The following is a 12,668-nucleotide window of genomic DNA, read 5'->3' on the forward strand; positions in this document are numbered from 1 at the left end:
CTTTGGCTTAACGTTCCGTCTATGCGGGCCTGCGCCGGCGCAGGACGATGTAGAGCGCCCCCGCCCCGCCATGACGCGGGTGGGCGTTGCGCACGGCGGCGATGTCACGGGCATGGCGCGATGCCGCCAGCCAGTCGCCGACGGCCGCCCTTATCGCTCCGCGCATGGCGGGTCGCGCGTCGCCGGACGGCGCCTTGCCGGTGATCAGCAGCATGACCCGCGCGCCCATGGCGACGGCCTGCTCAAGCTTCAGATCCAGAAGGTCGTACGCCGTTCCGAGATTATGACCGTGGAGGTCGACGGTCAGATCCGGCTGGACGAGCCCACGGCCAAGACGCCGATCCCAGGTTCCGTCGAGTGTCGAGCCGGGGCGAACGGGGGCGGGCGCCACTGGTCGGAGAGGCGCGGCTCTCGCGCCCGCGCGCGGCGGCGGGGACGGTTCGACAGGCGCCGGGACGGCTTCGAGCGCGTCCGGTTCCCGCGCGTGGAGGGGGCGAACCGTGGCGACCACTTTCTCCCACAATGCGCGCTCCTCAGCGCCGAGAGGCCGTGCCACGATCCGCATTCAGCCGGGCCAGGCTTCCCCTGGGGAGCAGCACATAGGCGTCGCCGCTCGCCTGCATCCCGCCGGCTATCTCCTTCGCTTCGGCGCCCGAGCCCCAGAAGGTGTCGAACCTGTTAGCGCCCTTGATCGCGCCGCCCGTGTCCTGCGCGACCCAGAGGCCGCTCGCGACCGGCTTGTCGACGGCGAGGAAGACGGGCGCGCCCATCGGCACGAATTTGGGATCGGCGGCGACGGTCGCGCGGGGCGTCACCGGAAGCCCCATCGCGCCGATCGGACCCGGGCCGGTCAGCTCGCGAAAGAAGATGTAGCTCTTATTCTCGCGCATGATCGCGCGGCCTTCCTCGGGATGCGCGCGCAGCCACGCGACGATGCCCTGCATGCTGGTCTGGCCGGGGCCGAGCAGCCCCCTCTCCTTCATGATCCGGCCGATCGCGACATATTCGCGGCCGTTCTGGCCGGCATAGCCGATCCGCATCACGCCTCCGTCGGGAAGCGCCAGCCGGCCGGAACCCTGGATTTGCAGGAAGAAGAAGTCGATCGGGTCGGCCGCCCAGCCGATCTCCAGAGCGCGCCCGGCCAAGGCTCCGTCAACGATCGCGGCCCGGTCGTGATAGAGCACATATTCGCCATCGACGACGTGCCCCCGCCCCTTCTCGCCGGTAAACGGGTTGGCGTCGAGCAACTCCGCCGGCTTGGCATGGACCGGAACCTCGAAGCCGGGCCTCCGGACGCGCGATCCGGCAATCTCCGGTTCGAAATATCCGGTCGCGAAAGCGTCGCCGGGGCCGACCCGGACCGTCTCGAAATAGGTGGTGAAGAAGCCGATTTCGTCGCCCGCTGGCCAGGATGGCGCGGCGGCACAAGCGGCGGACCAGTCCTCGGACTTGCTCAGCCCGGACGCGTCGGTGCGCTTGACGAGCGAAGGGCAGCTGATCCGGAACGCGGCCAGCGCCTTCGAAGCGGAAGCGGGGGTGATGCTGAGGCCCGCGACCGAAGGGCCGGGCTGGACTCCGGCGGAGAGGGCGTCGGCGGGCGGCGGCGGCACCACCGGTACGGGCGCCGGAGCGGGCGGCCTGGCCGGTGGAATGACGGTGGGGGCGCAGCTGGCGAGCGCGATCAATAAAGCCGCCAGCGTCGGAAGGCGGAGCTTGCGATCGACCGCGACCAATGAACCCGAATCCCGCACCCGGCCAGCTATAGTCGCGAAGAGCGGCGGGAGGGAAGGAATATGCGAGCGAAGCCCGCGCCGAGCGATCAGGCCTCGTCGGTCTCGACGAGCAGCCAGTTCGGATCGTCACCGCCGAGCGTCCGGCGGAAGGTCCAGACGTCGTGCGTGTCGACCGCGTCGCTCATCGAGCCGGCGACCACCTCGCCCGCCTCGTTGCGGGTGACGGCGGCGATATCGGCGTCGAAGCGGACGGTGATGCTGGCGACCAGGCCATCGAGCCGGGCATCCTCGATGAAGGCGCGCTCGATCTGGACAAGGCGATTGTCCAGCCTGTGGCCCGCGGCTTCGCGCGCGGCGATGGCCTCGGCGAAGGAGGCGCGGACATCGTCGCCGACGAGATAAGCGAGCTCCTCACCGTCGCCCTTCCAGAAGGCTTCGAGGATCATGCGATAGGCCGCCTGCGCGCCCTCCAGGAAGCGCGCGACGTCGAAGCTTGGATCGGCGGAAACGATCGCGCGGATGCCGCCCGCCGCAGCCTCCTCATACACCAGGCCGCCGCCTTCGCTGCGCTCGGGGGCCGCGTCGGCGAGGGGCGCCGGCTGCTCCGAACCCGGGACGGTCTCGGGGCGGGTAACCGGCTGCTGCTCGTGCCCGGTGCGCCGGCCGAGCACGGCATAAAGGCGCAGGCCCACGAACAGGGCCACCAGCGCCAGCAGGACAATCTCGACCGTCACCAAACATCACTCCCTCGAATTTAACTCTACATAGGCGCGAAAGGTCCGCGATTCAAATAACTCCTCCGGATCGCGACGCCTCGCCGCGCATGTTGCGCCTTCCCGCCGCGCCTGCTACCCGCGCGCCGACAGGTGCCGCCTTGCGGCAGGCACTCATCTCATCATTCTTGAAGGTATTCGAAAATGGCCGAAGAAGAAGGCGTTGCGGGCGGGCAGGAGCAGTTGGCCAATGGCGGCGACAGCGATCCGCAGGTCGCCGTCATCTCCCAATATGTTAAGGACCTGTCGTTCGAGAATCCGAACGCGCCGGCCGTCTATCAGTGGCAGGGTCAGCCCAAGATGGAGGTCCAGTTCAACATCGGCGCCCAGAAGGTTGGCGACGACGTGCACGAAGTGACGATCCAGATCCAGGTCTCGGCCAAGTCCGACGAGAGCACCTTCTTCCAAATCGAGCTCGCTTATGCCGGGCTGTTCGCGCTGCGCAATATCCCCGAGGAACAGCTCCAGCCGTTCCTGCTCGCCGAAGCGCCGCGCATCCTGTTTCCATTCGCGCGGCGCATCGTCTCCGACGCCGCCGTCGATGGCGGGTTCGCGCCCCTGATGCTCGATCCCATCGATTTCGGCTCGCTCTACATGGCGCGCGCCGCCCAGGCTCAGGCCGAAACGTCCGGCGGCCAGGTCGGCGACACGATCGGCCAGGCCTGATCCTCGGCGGCGCGGGAGCCGGCGGGCGATGAGCCTTCTCAAGGCGACGGGCACGATCGGCGGGCTGACGATGGTCAGCCGCGTCGCCGGATTCGCGCGCGACATGATCCTCGCGCGGATTCTGGGGCCGGGTGTCGCCTCCGACGCTTTCCTGCTCGCCTTCCAGCTCCCCAACATCTTCCGGCGGCTGTTCGCCGAGGGCGCCTTTTCAGCAGCCTACGTGCCGATGTTCAGCCGCCGTCTCCATGGCGAGGGAGGCCAGGCCTCGGCCGAGGATTTCAGCAGCGACGTCCTGTCGGTGTTCGTTCCCCTACTGATCCTGTTCACGGCCTTGTTCGAGATCGCCATGCCCGGCGTCATCTGGTTGATGGCCAGCGAATATCAGGACATTCCGGGGAAATTCGAGCTGACGGTGGCGCTGGCCCGGATCACCTTCCCCTACATCCTGTTCATGAGCCTGGTGTCGCTGCTGACCGGCATCCTCAATTCGCTGTCGCGCTTCGCGCCGGGCGCATCCTTTCCGATCCTGCTCAACCTCGTGCTGATCGTCGCCCTGCTGCTCGGCGACCATCTGCGCGGCACGACCGGCAATGACGAGCTCGTCGCCTACATTCTCGCCATCGCGGTCGCGATCGGCGGCGTTGTCCAGCTTCTCTGGCTCTGGTTCTGGACGCATCGGGCCGGCATCCGGCTGGTCATCCGCCGCCCGCGGCTGACGCGGGAGGTGAAGGAACTCGGCATCATCATCCTGCCGGCCGTCTTCGGCGCCGGGGTCTATCAGATCAACCAGCTGGTCCAGCTCTTCTTCGTGACCCGGCTCCCCAACGGCTCGCTCAGCTACCTCGCTTTCGCCGACCGGCTGAACCAGCTTCCGCTCGGGATCATCGGCATCGCGCTCGGCACCGCGATCCTCCCCGCCCTCTCCCGCTATATCGGCGGCGAGGACCGCAAGGGCGCCGACCGGCTCCAGTCCAACGCGATCGAGCTTTCGATGCTGCTGACCCTGCCCGCCGCGGCCGCGCTGGCGGTGTGCGCGGGTCCGTTCGTCAGCGCCTTCTTCCTGGGCGGCCGCTTCGGCGCGGCCGACGCCGCGATCACGGCGGACGTCGTCGCCGCGCTCGTCGCGGGACTGCCGGCCTATGTGCTGATCAAGGTGCTCACGCCTTCCTATTTCGCGCGCAAGGACACGAAGACCCCGGTCTGGGCGGCGGTCGCGGCGCTTTCGGTCTTCGTCCTGTTCAACCTTTTGTTCATCGAGCGGTTCGGCATCGTCGGCCTCGCCGCCGCGACCGCGGCCGGAGCGTGGCTGAACAGCTTCCTGCTCTACGCCATATTGGTCCGGCGCGATCATTACCGGATCGATCCGGCGCTCGGCGCGCGGCTGCTGCGCCAGCTCGTCGCCACCGCCGCGATGGTCGCCGCGCTCTGGCCATTGCGCGGTTGGCTCTGGCCCTATTTTTCGGGCTCGATCATCGAGCGTGCGCTCGCCATCGGGGCGCTGGTCGGCGCGGGAGCATTCGTCTATTTCGGCGTCGCGTTCATGATCGGCGCCATCGATCGGGAGAAGCTCGCCATGTTCAATCGTCGCAAGGCCGCGAGCTGATGCGCGTCGTCTCCGGCATCCAGCCGACGGGAAACCTGCATCTCGGCAATTATCTTGGCGCGATCATGCGCTGGGTGAAGATGCAGGACGAGGCTGAGTGCCTGTTCTTTCTCGCCGATCTTCACGCCATCACCGTCTATAACGATCCGGCCGAGCTCGCCGCCCACATCCGCGAGATGGCGGCGGTGCTGGTCGCATGCGGCATCGATCCCGATCGCTCCATCATGTTCAACCAGGCCCGCGTCCCTGCCCATCCGGAGCTTGCCTGGCTGCTCAACGGGACCGCCCGCATCGGCTGGATGAACCGGATGACCCAATTCAAGGAGAAATCCGGCAAGAATCGCGAAGGCGCGAGCGTCGGCCTGTTCGCCTATCCGGTGCTAATGGCAGCCGATGTGCTGCTCTACCAAGCCACTCATGTACCGGTCGGCGAGGACCAGAAGCAGCATCTTGAGCTGGCGCGCGACATCGCGACTAAGTTCAACACCGATTATGATGTCGAGTTGTTCACGCTGCCCGAGCCGCTGATCGGCAAGACCGCCGCCCGCATTATGTCTCTTCGCGACGGCTCGGCGAAAATGTCGAAATCTGATCCGTCCGACATGAGCCGGATCAACCTCACCGACGATATCGATCTCGTCGCGCAGAAGGTCCGCAAGGCCAAGACCGACGCCGAACCATTGCCCGACAATATGCCCGCTCTGGCCGGGCGGGCGGAGGCGAAGAACCTTGTCGGTATCTATGCAACCCTCGCCGGCGAAGCGCCAGATGCGGTGCTTGGCCGGTTCGCCGGCCAGGGCTTCGGCGCGTTCAAGCCCGCTCTGGCCGACCTGCTGGTGGAGACGCTGCGTCCGATCAAGGCGCGGCTGGATGCGCTGCGGGCCGATCCGGGCGAGATCGACCGCGTGCTGGCGCGCGGGGCGGAGCGCGCGGCGGCGCTTGCGGCCCCCACCCTGGAAGGCGCATATAAGGCGCTCGGCCTGCCTCGAGGCGGCTGAACGGCCGGTCGTCCTTCAGCAACCGTTCAGCGACCAAGGGGTAAGCCAAGCCCTTGTATCTGAACGCAATGCCCGCCGAAGATGGGCTCGCGAGGAAAGGCCGCTCATCATGTCGCTTCCAAAGAAACTCCTGACGCTCGCCGCGCCGGCCGCCTTGCTCGCGCTGAGCGCCTGCGCGACCGGCTTCCCGGCCCAGGTCTCCCGCTTCCAGGCAATGCCGGCGCCGCAGGGCCAGAGCTTCGTCGTCCAGGCCGCCCGCGCCGAAGACCGGGGCGGGCTCGAATTCTCGCGCTATGCCGACCTCGTCGAGCGCAACCTCATTGCCGAGGGTTACACCGAGGCGTCCTCGCCCCAGACCGCGACCTTCGTCGTCACCCTCGATTACGGCGTCGACAATGGCCGCGAGAAGATCGTCACCCGGCCGGGCGGCTTCAGCCGCTTCGGCTATGGCGGATTCTACGATCCGTTCTTCCCCCGCTTCGGATTCCATGGCCGCCATTCGCCTTTTTATTATGGCTGGAACGACCCCTTCTGGTATTCCCCGCGCGGCTACGGTTACGGCGATATCGACAGCTACACCGTCTATACCAGCTATCTGGACATGGACATCAAGCGCACCGCCGACGGCCAGTCGCTCTTCGAGGGCACGGCGCAGGCGCGCTCGCGGACGGATGATCTGCCGGTGCTGGTGCCCAATTTGGTCGAGGCGATGTTCACCAACTTCCCCGGCCGCTCGGGCGAGACCGTGAAGATCACCGTCCCCCCGCCCCCGCGCGGCGGCTAATCGCTCCACACGCGGAAAAGGGAGAGGCGGGCGACCGCCTCTCCCCTTCCCTTCGGGCCCCAGCCGCCCTTAACTTTCGAGCTGGCGCGTCAGCAGGCGGATATCGGCATCTAGCTCGGCGTCCTGCGCGCGTAATTTCTCTATCTGGCGGACGGCGTGGATCACGGTCGTGTGGTCGCGTCCGCCGAAGCGACGGCCGATCTCCGGCAGCGAGCGCGGCGTCAATTGCTTGGACAGATACATCGCCACCTGGCGCGGCCGGGCGACCTCGCGTGCGCGGCGGGCCGAGGTCATCTCGGCCTTGCGGATGCGGTAATGGTCCGACACCCGGCCCTGGATCTCGTCGATCGAGATGCGACGCTGGTTGGCGCGCAGGATGTTGGCCAGCACCTCGTTGGTGAAGTCGAGGTCGATCGGCCGGCTGGTCATCGTCGCATAAGCCGCGATCCGGTTCAGCGCGCCTTCCAGCTCGCGGACGTTCGAGCTGATCCTCTTGGCAAGGAACATCACCACGTCCTGCGGCACCTTCACGTCGGGCAGCGATTCGAGCTTCTTGATGATGATGTTGAGCCGGAGCTCGAGATCGGCCTGGTTGATGTCGGCGACCAGGCCCCAGGAAAGACGCGACAGGATGCGCGGCTCGATGCCGTCGAGGTCCTGCGGGGCGCGATCCGAGCTGATGACGAGGCGGCGGCCGGCCGAGATGATCTCGTTCATCGTGTGGAAGAATTCTTCCTGCGTCGATTCCTTGCCGGCGATGAACTGGACGTCGTCGATCATGAGGAGGTCGGCGGAGCGGAGCTGCTGCTTGAAGCGGATCGTCTCGTTGGCGCGGAGCGCGGCCACGAATTCGACCATGAACTTTTCGGCCGACATGTAGACGATTCGGGCGCCGGGACGCCGCGCGCGGAACTCATGGCCGATGGCGTGGAGCAGATGGGTCTTGCCGCGCCCGGTGCCGCCGTGGAGGAAGAGCGGGTTGAAGGCGACATTCTCGGCCGTCGCCAGGGTCCGCGCCGCGTTGAACGCGACCTCGTTCGCCTTGCCGACGACGAAGGTTTCGAACCGATAGCGGGGTTCCAGCGAGCTGGCGTGGAGGCCGCCTAGGTCCGGAGCCGCCGGCGCCTCGACCTCGGGCTCGCCGGCGGGAATATCGGTGAGCATGGCGCCGCGCTGCGCGTTGGCGCCGACGCCGATGGCGACATGGCGCACGTCGGGCAGCATCGAGCGCCACGCCAGCGCGAGTCGCTCGGCGAAATGCGTCCGCACCCAATCGGCCATGAACTGCGAGGGAAGTTCGAGGCGCACGGTTCCGCACTCGGCGTCGAAGCCGGCGAGCACGATCGGGCGGAGCCAGCCGTCGAAGGTGCGGGCGCCACAATCGCGGCGAAGGCCGCCGCGAATCTGCTCCCAGGCCGCGACGACCGGATCGGCGGCGCCCTCGTCGATCGTCAAACTCTCATCTCTGGCCGGCGACTGATTCACGCAAGCACCCCCCGTCCCTCTGGCCGCTCGATCGCGGCCTTGAATGAGCAAAGCGTTCCCGCGCGCCAAACACCCCTCGGTGCAAGCCGATGTCGAAACTGCTTTGCTGTGTGCGTCCGAAAGGAGAGATTCGCCCCGTCCGGAAAAGCCGTTTTAGGGAGCCGTCCGGCCGCCAATCAACGGATAAATTTCCCCGATGCGAAATAAAGGCGGTTGACACGCAAAAGGGGGGCTGGCGCGAAAAACGGCCAAAATCCGACACTTTTCAGCGTCTTCAATTTGTAACAGAAATGAAACGAGTGCGCGAATCGCCGGAAATGCTGGGGGTTCCATCTTCGTTCCCGGAGTCAGCAAAAAACCCGCCGGCGGGGGCCGGCGGGTCATTCATCCCCGGGATCGGAAGCGCTCAGCCGAGGGCGGCGACGCGCTTGGAAAGGCGGGAGATTTTCCGCGCCGCTGTGTTCTTGTGCACGACGCCCTTGGAAACGCCGCGAGCCAGTTCCGGCTGCACCTTCTGAAAGGCGGCCTTGGCCTGGTCCTTGTCGCCGGCGGCGAGCGCGGCCTCGACCTGCTTGACGAAGGTACGGATGCGGCTGACGCGCGCGCCGTTGATCTCCGCCCGGCGATCGTTGCGGCGGATGCGTTTCTTTGCTTGCGGCGTGTTCGCCATCGTCAGGGCCTCATATCGGTAAAATGAAAACGGCGCGGAATCGGGCCCGCACCGGTCAGGCGCGCTCTCTACGCACGAAGAGCCATATGGTCAACCGTCTAGCGCTGACAAGTGGCGCAATAGAAGGTCGAGCGACCGCTGGCGGTCCTCCGGCGAATCGGAGCGCCGCAGTGGCACGCTTCCCCTTCCCGTCCATAGACCCGCCACTGGCTGGAGAAGTAGCCCAGCTCCCCGTCCGGCCGCGCATAATCGCGCAGCGACGAGCCACCCGCTCCGATGGCCGCCATCAGCACAATCCTTATCGCCTCCACCAGCGCGGCGAGTCGCGGGCGCGATATCCGTCCGCCCGCGCGACGGGGAGCGATCCGCGCCATGTGCAGCGCCTCGCAGACATAGATGTTGCCGAGGCCCGCCACGATCCGCTGGTCGAGCAGCAATGCCTTGATCGGCGCGCTCCGCCCTTCCAGAGCTTCGGCCAGATAGGCGGCGGAGAAATCGTCGCCGAGCGGCTCCGGCCCCATTTTCGCGAAGGCGGGAAAGCCCGCCAGCGCATCGGAGGGAACGAGATCGACCGAGCCGAAGCGCCTCGGATCGTTGAGGGCGAGCCGCCTCCCCTCCTCCGTCTCCAGCAGGAGGTGGTCGTGCGTTCCGATCTCCGCCGGGTCGATCCGCCATTTGCCCGACATGCCGAGATGAAAGATCATCGTGTCGCCGCGGTCCGTGCCGATCAGCCCATATTTGGCGCGGCGGTCGAGCCCCGTCACCCGCGCGCCGGTCAGCCGCTGGCGAAGATCTGGCGGGAAAGCATAGCGAAGGTCCGCGCGTCGCGCTTCGACCGAGACCAGCCGCCGCCCCTCCAGCACGGGAACAAGTCCTCGCACGGTGGTTTCGACCTCGGGAAGCTCAGGCATGTCGTCGCGCATTCATATCGGTGCTGCACATATCCGCTTCCCCTGCTAGAGGCTCGCGCCATGGACAAGGTTTCTTTCGGTTACGAGGACGTTCCCGCCGATGAAAAGACGCGGCGGGTGCGCGGCGTCTTCTCCAACGTGGCATCGCGCTACGACCTGATGAACGACTTCATGTCGGCCGGCATGCACCGCGTCTGGAAGAACCAGTTCGTCCGAAAGCTCAAGCCCCGGGCCGGTCAGCACATAATCGATATGGCCGGCGGCACCGGCGACATCGCCTTCCGCATCGCCGAACGCGGCGCCCAGGTGACGGTGGCGGACATCAATCCGGAAATGCTGGCCGTGGGCCGCGAGCGAGCCAAGGCGCGCGGGCTCGAAGGCCTGCTCTGGGCCGAGGAGAATGCCGAGGAGTTGAGCTTCCCCGACCAGACGTTCGACGCCTACACGATCGCCTTCGGCATTCGGAACGTGACGCATATCGACAAGGCGCTGGCCGAGGCACACCGCGTGCTGCGCGTCGGCGGTCACTTCCTCTGCCTCGAATTCTCGACCGCCACCTGGCCGGGCTTCAAGGAGATATACGACCGCTACAGCCATGACGTGGTGCCGAGGATCGGCAGGGTCGTCGCCCGGGACGAGGAAAGCTACCGCTACCTCGTCGAATCAATCCGTCGCTTCCCCGACATGCCGACCTTCAAGAGGATGATCGAACAGGCCGGCTTCGCGCAGGTGACCGTCGAGCCCATCCTCGGCGGCGCCGTCGCCATCCATAGCGGCTGGAAAGTGTAGCCGTGGTCCCATCGCCAGTCCGTCACCCTGAACTTGTTTCAGGGTCCAATTCGCCGTCGATGGGGCGGTCTCCGGACTGGATGCTGAAACGAGTTCAGCATGACGAGACGGGCGCATGACCGCTCCCGCGATTCATATCTGGCGGCTCCTTAAATGGGGCCGGGTGCTGGCGCGGCATGGGGCGCTGCGCGGCATCGAGCGCGACATCAACACGCCCGCGCCGGTCCGCCGCCTCGCCCGCATCGCCCGATTCGGCGCGCGCGTGCCCAAGGTGCCGACCTATGCCGAGGCCTTCCAGGATATCGGGCCGGCGGCGATCAAGTTCGGACAGGCGCTGGCGACCCGGCCCGATCTGATCGGCGAGGAGGCCGCACACGGCCTGCGGCTCCTCCAGGACAGCCTGCCGCCCGCCCCGTTCGAACAGATACGGGCCGCGATCGAGCAGGCGCTGGAAAGGCCGATCGACGAGGTCTTTTCGGAGATCGACCCGGAGCCGATCGGCGCCGCGTCGATCGCGCAGGTCCACCGCGCCGTCACCACCGACGGCCGCCAGGTCGCGATCAAGGTCCTCCGGCCTAATATCGAGGAGGATTTCGCTAGGGCGCTCGACACCTATGAATGGGCGGCGGCGCAAGTGGAATCGATGGGTGGCGAGGCGGCGCGGTTGCGCCCCCGCCTGGTGGTCGCGACCTTCCGCCAATGGACTATGCGCGAGCTCGACTTGAGGCGCGAGGCGGCCTCCGCCTCCGAGCTGCGCGAGGGAATGGAGGCCGAAAGCGGTTTCTACGTCCCCGAGATCGACTGGACCCGCAGCGCCCGCCGGGTGATGACGCTCGAATGGATCGACGGCATAAAGCTGACCGACCGGCAGGCGCTGATCGATGCGGGCCATGACCTGAAGGCGCTGGCCGCGATCCTCGTCCGCGCCTTCCTCCGCCAGGCGGTGGTGGACGGATTCTTCCACGCCGATCTCCACCAGGGCAATCTGTTCGCCCTCTCCGATGGCCGCCTCGCCGCGATCGATTTCGGCATCATGGGCAGGGTCGATCGCCAAGCGCGGATCTGGCTCGGCGAAATCCTCTACGGCCTCATTACCGGCAATTACCGCCGCGTCGCCGAAATCCATTTCGAGGCGCAATATGTGCCGCCTCACCACAATGTCGAAGAGTTCGCCACCGCGCTGCGCGCTGTCGGCGAGCCGATCCGCGGCCTTCCGGTGAAGGATATTTCCGTCGCGAAGATGCTCGACGGCCTGTTCACCATCACCCGCGATTTCGACATGCCGACCCAGCCGCATCTGCTGCTGCTCCAGAAGACAATGGTGATGGAGGAAGGCGTCGCAACGGCGCTCGATCCCGACATCAACATGTGGGAGACGTCGGAGCCGTTCCTGCGCGAATGGCTGCGCAGCGAGCTCGGTCCCGAGGCTGCTATCGCCGACGAGCTGATCCGCAATTTCCGGGCGCTGAGGCGGCTTCCCGATCTCATCCGCCGGATCGAAGCGCATTACCCGCCGCCCGGCGCCGCACCCCCGCCGCCGCCGCTCCCCGACATCGTCGTCGTCCAGCCTTTCCGCGTCTGGCGCTATATGCTGACGGCCGTGGTCGCGGCGGGCTTAGGCGCGGCGGCCGCATTATTGTTGCTCTGAATTGTTGCTCTGACCGCTTGACCTTTGCATTCCATGCGCACACATCATGCGCATGGCATCCCCAGCTCCCCGCAGAAGCGCGAAGCCACGGCGCGCGACCAATGTCTCGCTTCCCGTCGATCTGATCGAGGAAGCGAAGCGGCTCGACATCAACATATCGCAGGCCTGCCAGCAGGGCCTCGAAAAGCAGGTCAGCAAGAGCCGCGCCGAACGCTGGATCGAAGAGAATCGAGAGGCGATCGAGTCCTCAAACGCGTGGGTGGAAAAGCATGGACTGCCGCTTGCCCGGTACCGACAATTCTGATGGCGCGGTATGACGTTTACCGAATGGGCGGCGACTCCGGATTTGTGCTGGATTGCCAGGCGGGCGTCCTCGGAATGCTCAACACGCGCTTCGTGGTTCCGCTCCTGCCGCCGGAGCAAGCGCCCCTCGCCGGTGAACGACTCAATCCGGCGTTCACCATCGCCGGAGAACAGGTCATCATGTATACTCAGTTCGCGGCGTCTGTACCGGCGAGCCAATTGCGCGAGCCAGTGGAATCGCTGGCCGACGAGCACCTTGTCATCATGAATGCCCTGGACATGCTGCTGAGCGGTTATTGAAACCC

14 protein-coding genes are annotated in these 12,668 nt (G+C 66.4%); 8 read left to right on the forward strand and 6 right to left on the reverse strand.

Annotation, left to right across the window (positions count from 1 at the left end):
- Positions 1 to 19: 19 nt before the first annotated feature.
- The 3 genes from ACFQRC_RS02650 to ACFQRC_RS02660 all read right to left on the reverse strand — a co-directional run bounded on the left by ACFQRC_RS02650 (position 20) and on the right by ACFQRC_RS02660 (position 2,467).
- Positions 20 to 523 carry a Smr/MutS family protein gene (locus ACFQRC_RS02650; RefSeq protein WP_379957464.1) on the reverse strand — a complete coding sequence of 168 codons (504 nt, stop codon included), beginning with the start codon at positions 521 to 523 and terminating at the stop codon, positions 20 to 22.
- Between the two features lie 10 nt (positions 524 to 533).
- A complete protein-coding gene (locus ACFQRC_RS02655) occupies positions 534 to 1,751 on the reverse strand; it encodes a murein transglycosylase A (RefSeq protein ID WP_379957466.1) in 1,218 nt (405 codons plus the stop codon).
- 68 nt (positions 1,752 to 1,819) lie between these two features.
- Positions 1,820 to 2,467 carry a Tim44/TimA family putative adaptor protein gene (locus tag ACFQRC_RS02660; RefSeq protein ID WP_379957468.1) on the reverse strand — a complete coding sequence of 216 codons (648 nt, stop codon included), beginning with the start codon at positions 2,465 to 2,467 and terminating at the stop codon, positions 1,820 to 1,822.
- Positions 2,468 to 2,650: 183 nt separating this feature from the next.
- On the opposite strand from ACFQRC_RS02660, the gene secB reads away from it, so the two are divergent.
- The 4 genes from secB to ACFQRC_RS02680 all read left to right on the forward strand — a co-directional run bounded on the left by secB (position 2,651) and on the right by ACFQRC_RS02680 (position 6,557).
- Positions 2,651 to 3,172, forward strand: a complete 522-nt coding sequence (gene secB, locus ACFQRC_RS02665; RefSeq protein WP_379957470.1) for a protein-export chaperone SecB — start codon at positions 2,651 to 2,653, stop codon at positions 3,170 to 3,172.
- 28 nt (positions 3,173 to 3,200) lie between these two features.
- Positions 3,201 to 4,775, forward strand: coding sequence for a murein biosynthesis integral membrane protein MurJ (gene murJ, locus ACFQRC_RS02670; RefSeq protein ID WP_379957472.1), 1,575 nt, complete (start codon positions 3,201 to 3,203; stop codon positions 4,773 to 4,775).
- A complete protein-coding gene (gene trpS / locus ACFQRC_RS02675; RefSeq protein WP_379957474.1) occupies positions 4,775 to 5,773 on the forward strand; it encodes a tryptophan--tRNA ligase in 999 nt (332 codons plus the stop codon). The genes murJ and trpS overlap by 1 nt, the downstream gene beginning before the upstream one ends.
- A gap of 109 nt (positions 5,774 to 5,882) precedes the next feature.
- Entirely contained in the window at positions 5,883 to 6,557 is a 675-nt protein-coding gene (locus ACFQRC_RS02680) for a DUF4136 domain-containing protein (RefSeq protein WP_379957476.1), read from the forward strand.
- A gap of 69 nt (positions 6,558 to 6,626) precedes the next feature.
- Here the strand turns inward: ACFQRC_RS02680 and dnaA are convergent, their stop codons facing one another.
- From dnaA to mutM, 3 genes are all read right to left on the reverse strand, one after another.
- Complete coding sequence (gene dnaA / locus ACFQRC_RS02685) at positions 6,627 to 8,012, reverse strand: chromosomal replication initiator protein DnaA (protein ID WP_379957478.1); 1,386 nt, start codon at positions 8,010 to 8,012, stop codon at positions 6,627 to 6,629.
- Between the two features lie 436 nt (positions 8,013 to 8,448).
- Entirely contained in the window at positions 8,449 to 8,712 is a 264-nt protein-coding gene (gene rpsT, locus ACFQRC_RS02690; RefSeq protein ID WP_379957480.1) for a 30S ribosomal protein S20, read from the reverse strand.
- A 98-nt stretch (positions 8,713 to 8,810) separates the two neighbouring features.
- Positions 8,811 to 9,623, reverse strand: a complete 813-nt coding sequence (mutM, locus tag ACFQRC_RS02695) for a bifunctional DNA-formamidopyrimidine glycosylase/DNA-(apurinic or apyrimidinic site) lyase (RefSeq protein WP_379957482.1) — start codon at positions 9,621 to 9,623, stop codon at positions 8,811 to 8,813.
- Positions 9,624 to 9,683: 60 nt separating this feature from the next.
- On the opposite strand from mutM, the gene ubiE reads away from it, so the two are divergent.
- The 4 genes from ubiE to ACFQRC_RS02715 all read left to right on the forward strand — a co-directional run bounded on the left by ubiE (position 9,684) and on the right by ACFQRC_RS02715 (position 12,663).
- Entirely contained in the window at positions 9,684 to 10,412 is a 729-nt protein-coding gene (ubiE, locus tag ACFQRC_RS02700; protein ID WP_379957484.1) for a bifunctional demethylmenaquinone methyltransferase/2-methoxy-6-polyprenyl-1,4-benzoquinol methylase UbiE, read from the forward strand.
- Between the two features lie 115 nt (positions 10,413 to 10,527).
- Positions 10,528 to 12,060: a 2-polyprenylphenol 6-hydroxylase gene (gene ubiB, locus ACFQRC_RS02705; protein WP_379957486.1), complete on the forward strand. Its 1,533-nt coding sequence runs from the start codon at positions 10,528 to 10,530 to the stop codon at positions 12,058 to 12,060.
- A 46-nt stretch (positions 12,061 to 12,106) separates the two neighbouring features.
- On the forward strand, positions 12,107 to 12,364 hold the full coding sequence (locus ACFQRC_RS02710) for a type II toxin-antitoxin system CcdA family antitoxin (RefSeq protein ID WP_379957488.1): 258 nt from the start codon (positions 12,107 to 12,109) through the stop codon (positions 12,362 to 12,364).
- The gene (locus ACFQRC_RS02715; protein ID WP_379957490.1) at positions 12,364 to 12,663 is read left to right on the forward strand and encodes a CcdB family protein; all 300 of its coding nucleotides are present in this window, start codon (positions 12,364 to 12,366) and stop codon (positions 12,661 to 12,663) included. Before ACFQRC_RS02710 ends, ACFQRC_RS02715 begins: the two co-directional genes overlap by 1 nt.
- Positions 12,664 to 12,668: the final 5 nt, after the last annotated feature.

The sequence above is a fragment of the Enterovirga sp. GCM10030262 genome (assembly GCF_042666435.1).
Lineage (GTDB): Bacteria > Pseudomonadota > Alphaproteobacteria > Sphingomonadales > Sphingomonadaceae > Allosphingosinicella.

What these genes read in the sequence shown, in the direction of transcription:
- secB (WP_379957470.1), top strand. Translation starts at nt 2,651, where the DNA reads ATGGCCGAAGAAGAAGGCGTTGCGGGCGGGCAGGAGCAGTTGGCCAAT.
- murJ (WP_379957472.1), top strand. Translation starts at nt 3,201, where the DNA reads ATGAGCCTTCTCAAGGCGACGGGCACGATCGGCGGGCTGACGATGGTC.
- trpS (WP_379957474.1), top strand. Translation starts at nt 4,775, where the DNA reads ATGCGCGTCGTCTCCGGCATCCAGCCGACGGGAAACCTGCATCTCGGC.
- ACFQRC_RS02680 (WP_379957476.1), top strand. Translation starts at nt 5,883, where the DNA reads ATGTCGCTTCCAAAGAAACTCCTGACGCTCGCCGCGCCGGCCGCCTTG.
- rpsT (WP_379957480.1), bottom strand. Translation starts at nt 8,712, where the DNA reads ATGGCGAACACGCCGCAAGCAAAGAAACGCATCCGCCGCAACGATCGC.
- mutM (WP_379957482.1), bottom strand. Translation starts at nt 9,623, where the DNA reads ATGCCTGAGCTTCCCGAGGTCGAAACCACCGTGCGAGGACTTGTTCCC.
- ubiE (WP_379957484.1), top strand. Translation starts at nt 9,684, where the DNA reads ATGGACAAGGTTTCTTTCGGTTACGAGGACGTTCCCGCCGATGAAAAG.
- ubiB (WP_379957486.1), top strand. Translation starts at nt 10,528, where the DNA reads ATGACCGCTCCCGCGATTCATATCTGGCGGCTCCTTAAATGGGGCCGG.
- ACFQRC_RS02710 (WP_379957488.1), top strand. Translation starts at nt 12,107, where the DNA reads ATGCGCATGGCATCCCCAGCTCCCCGCAGAAGCGCGAAGCCACGGCGC.
- ACFQRC_RS02715 (WP_379957490.1), top strand. Translation starts at nt 12,364, where the DNA reads ATGGCGCGGTATGACGTTTACCGAATGGGCGGCGACTCCGGATTTGTG.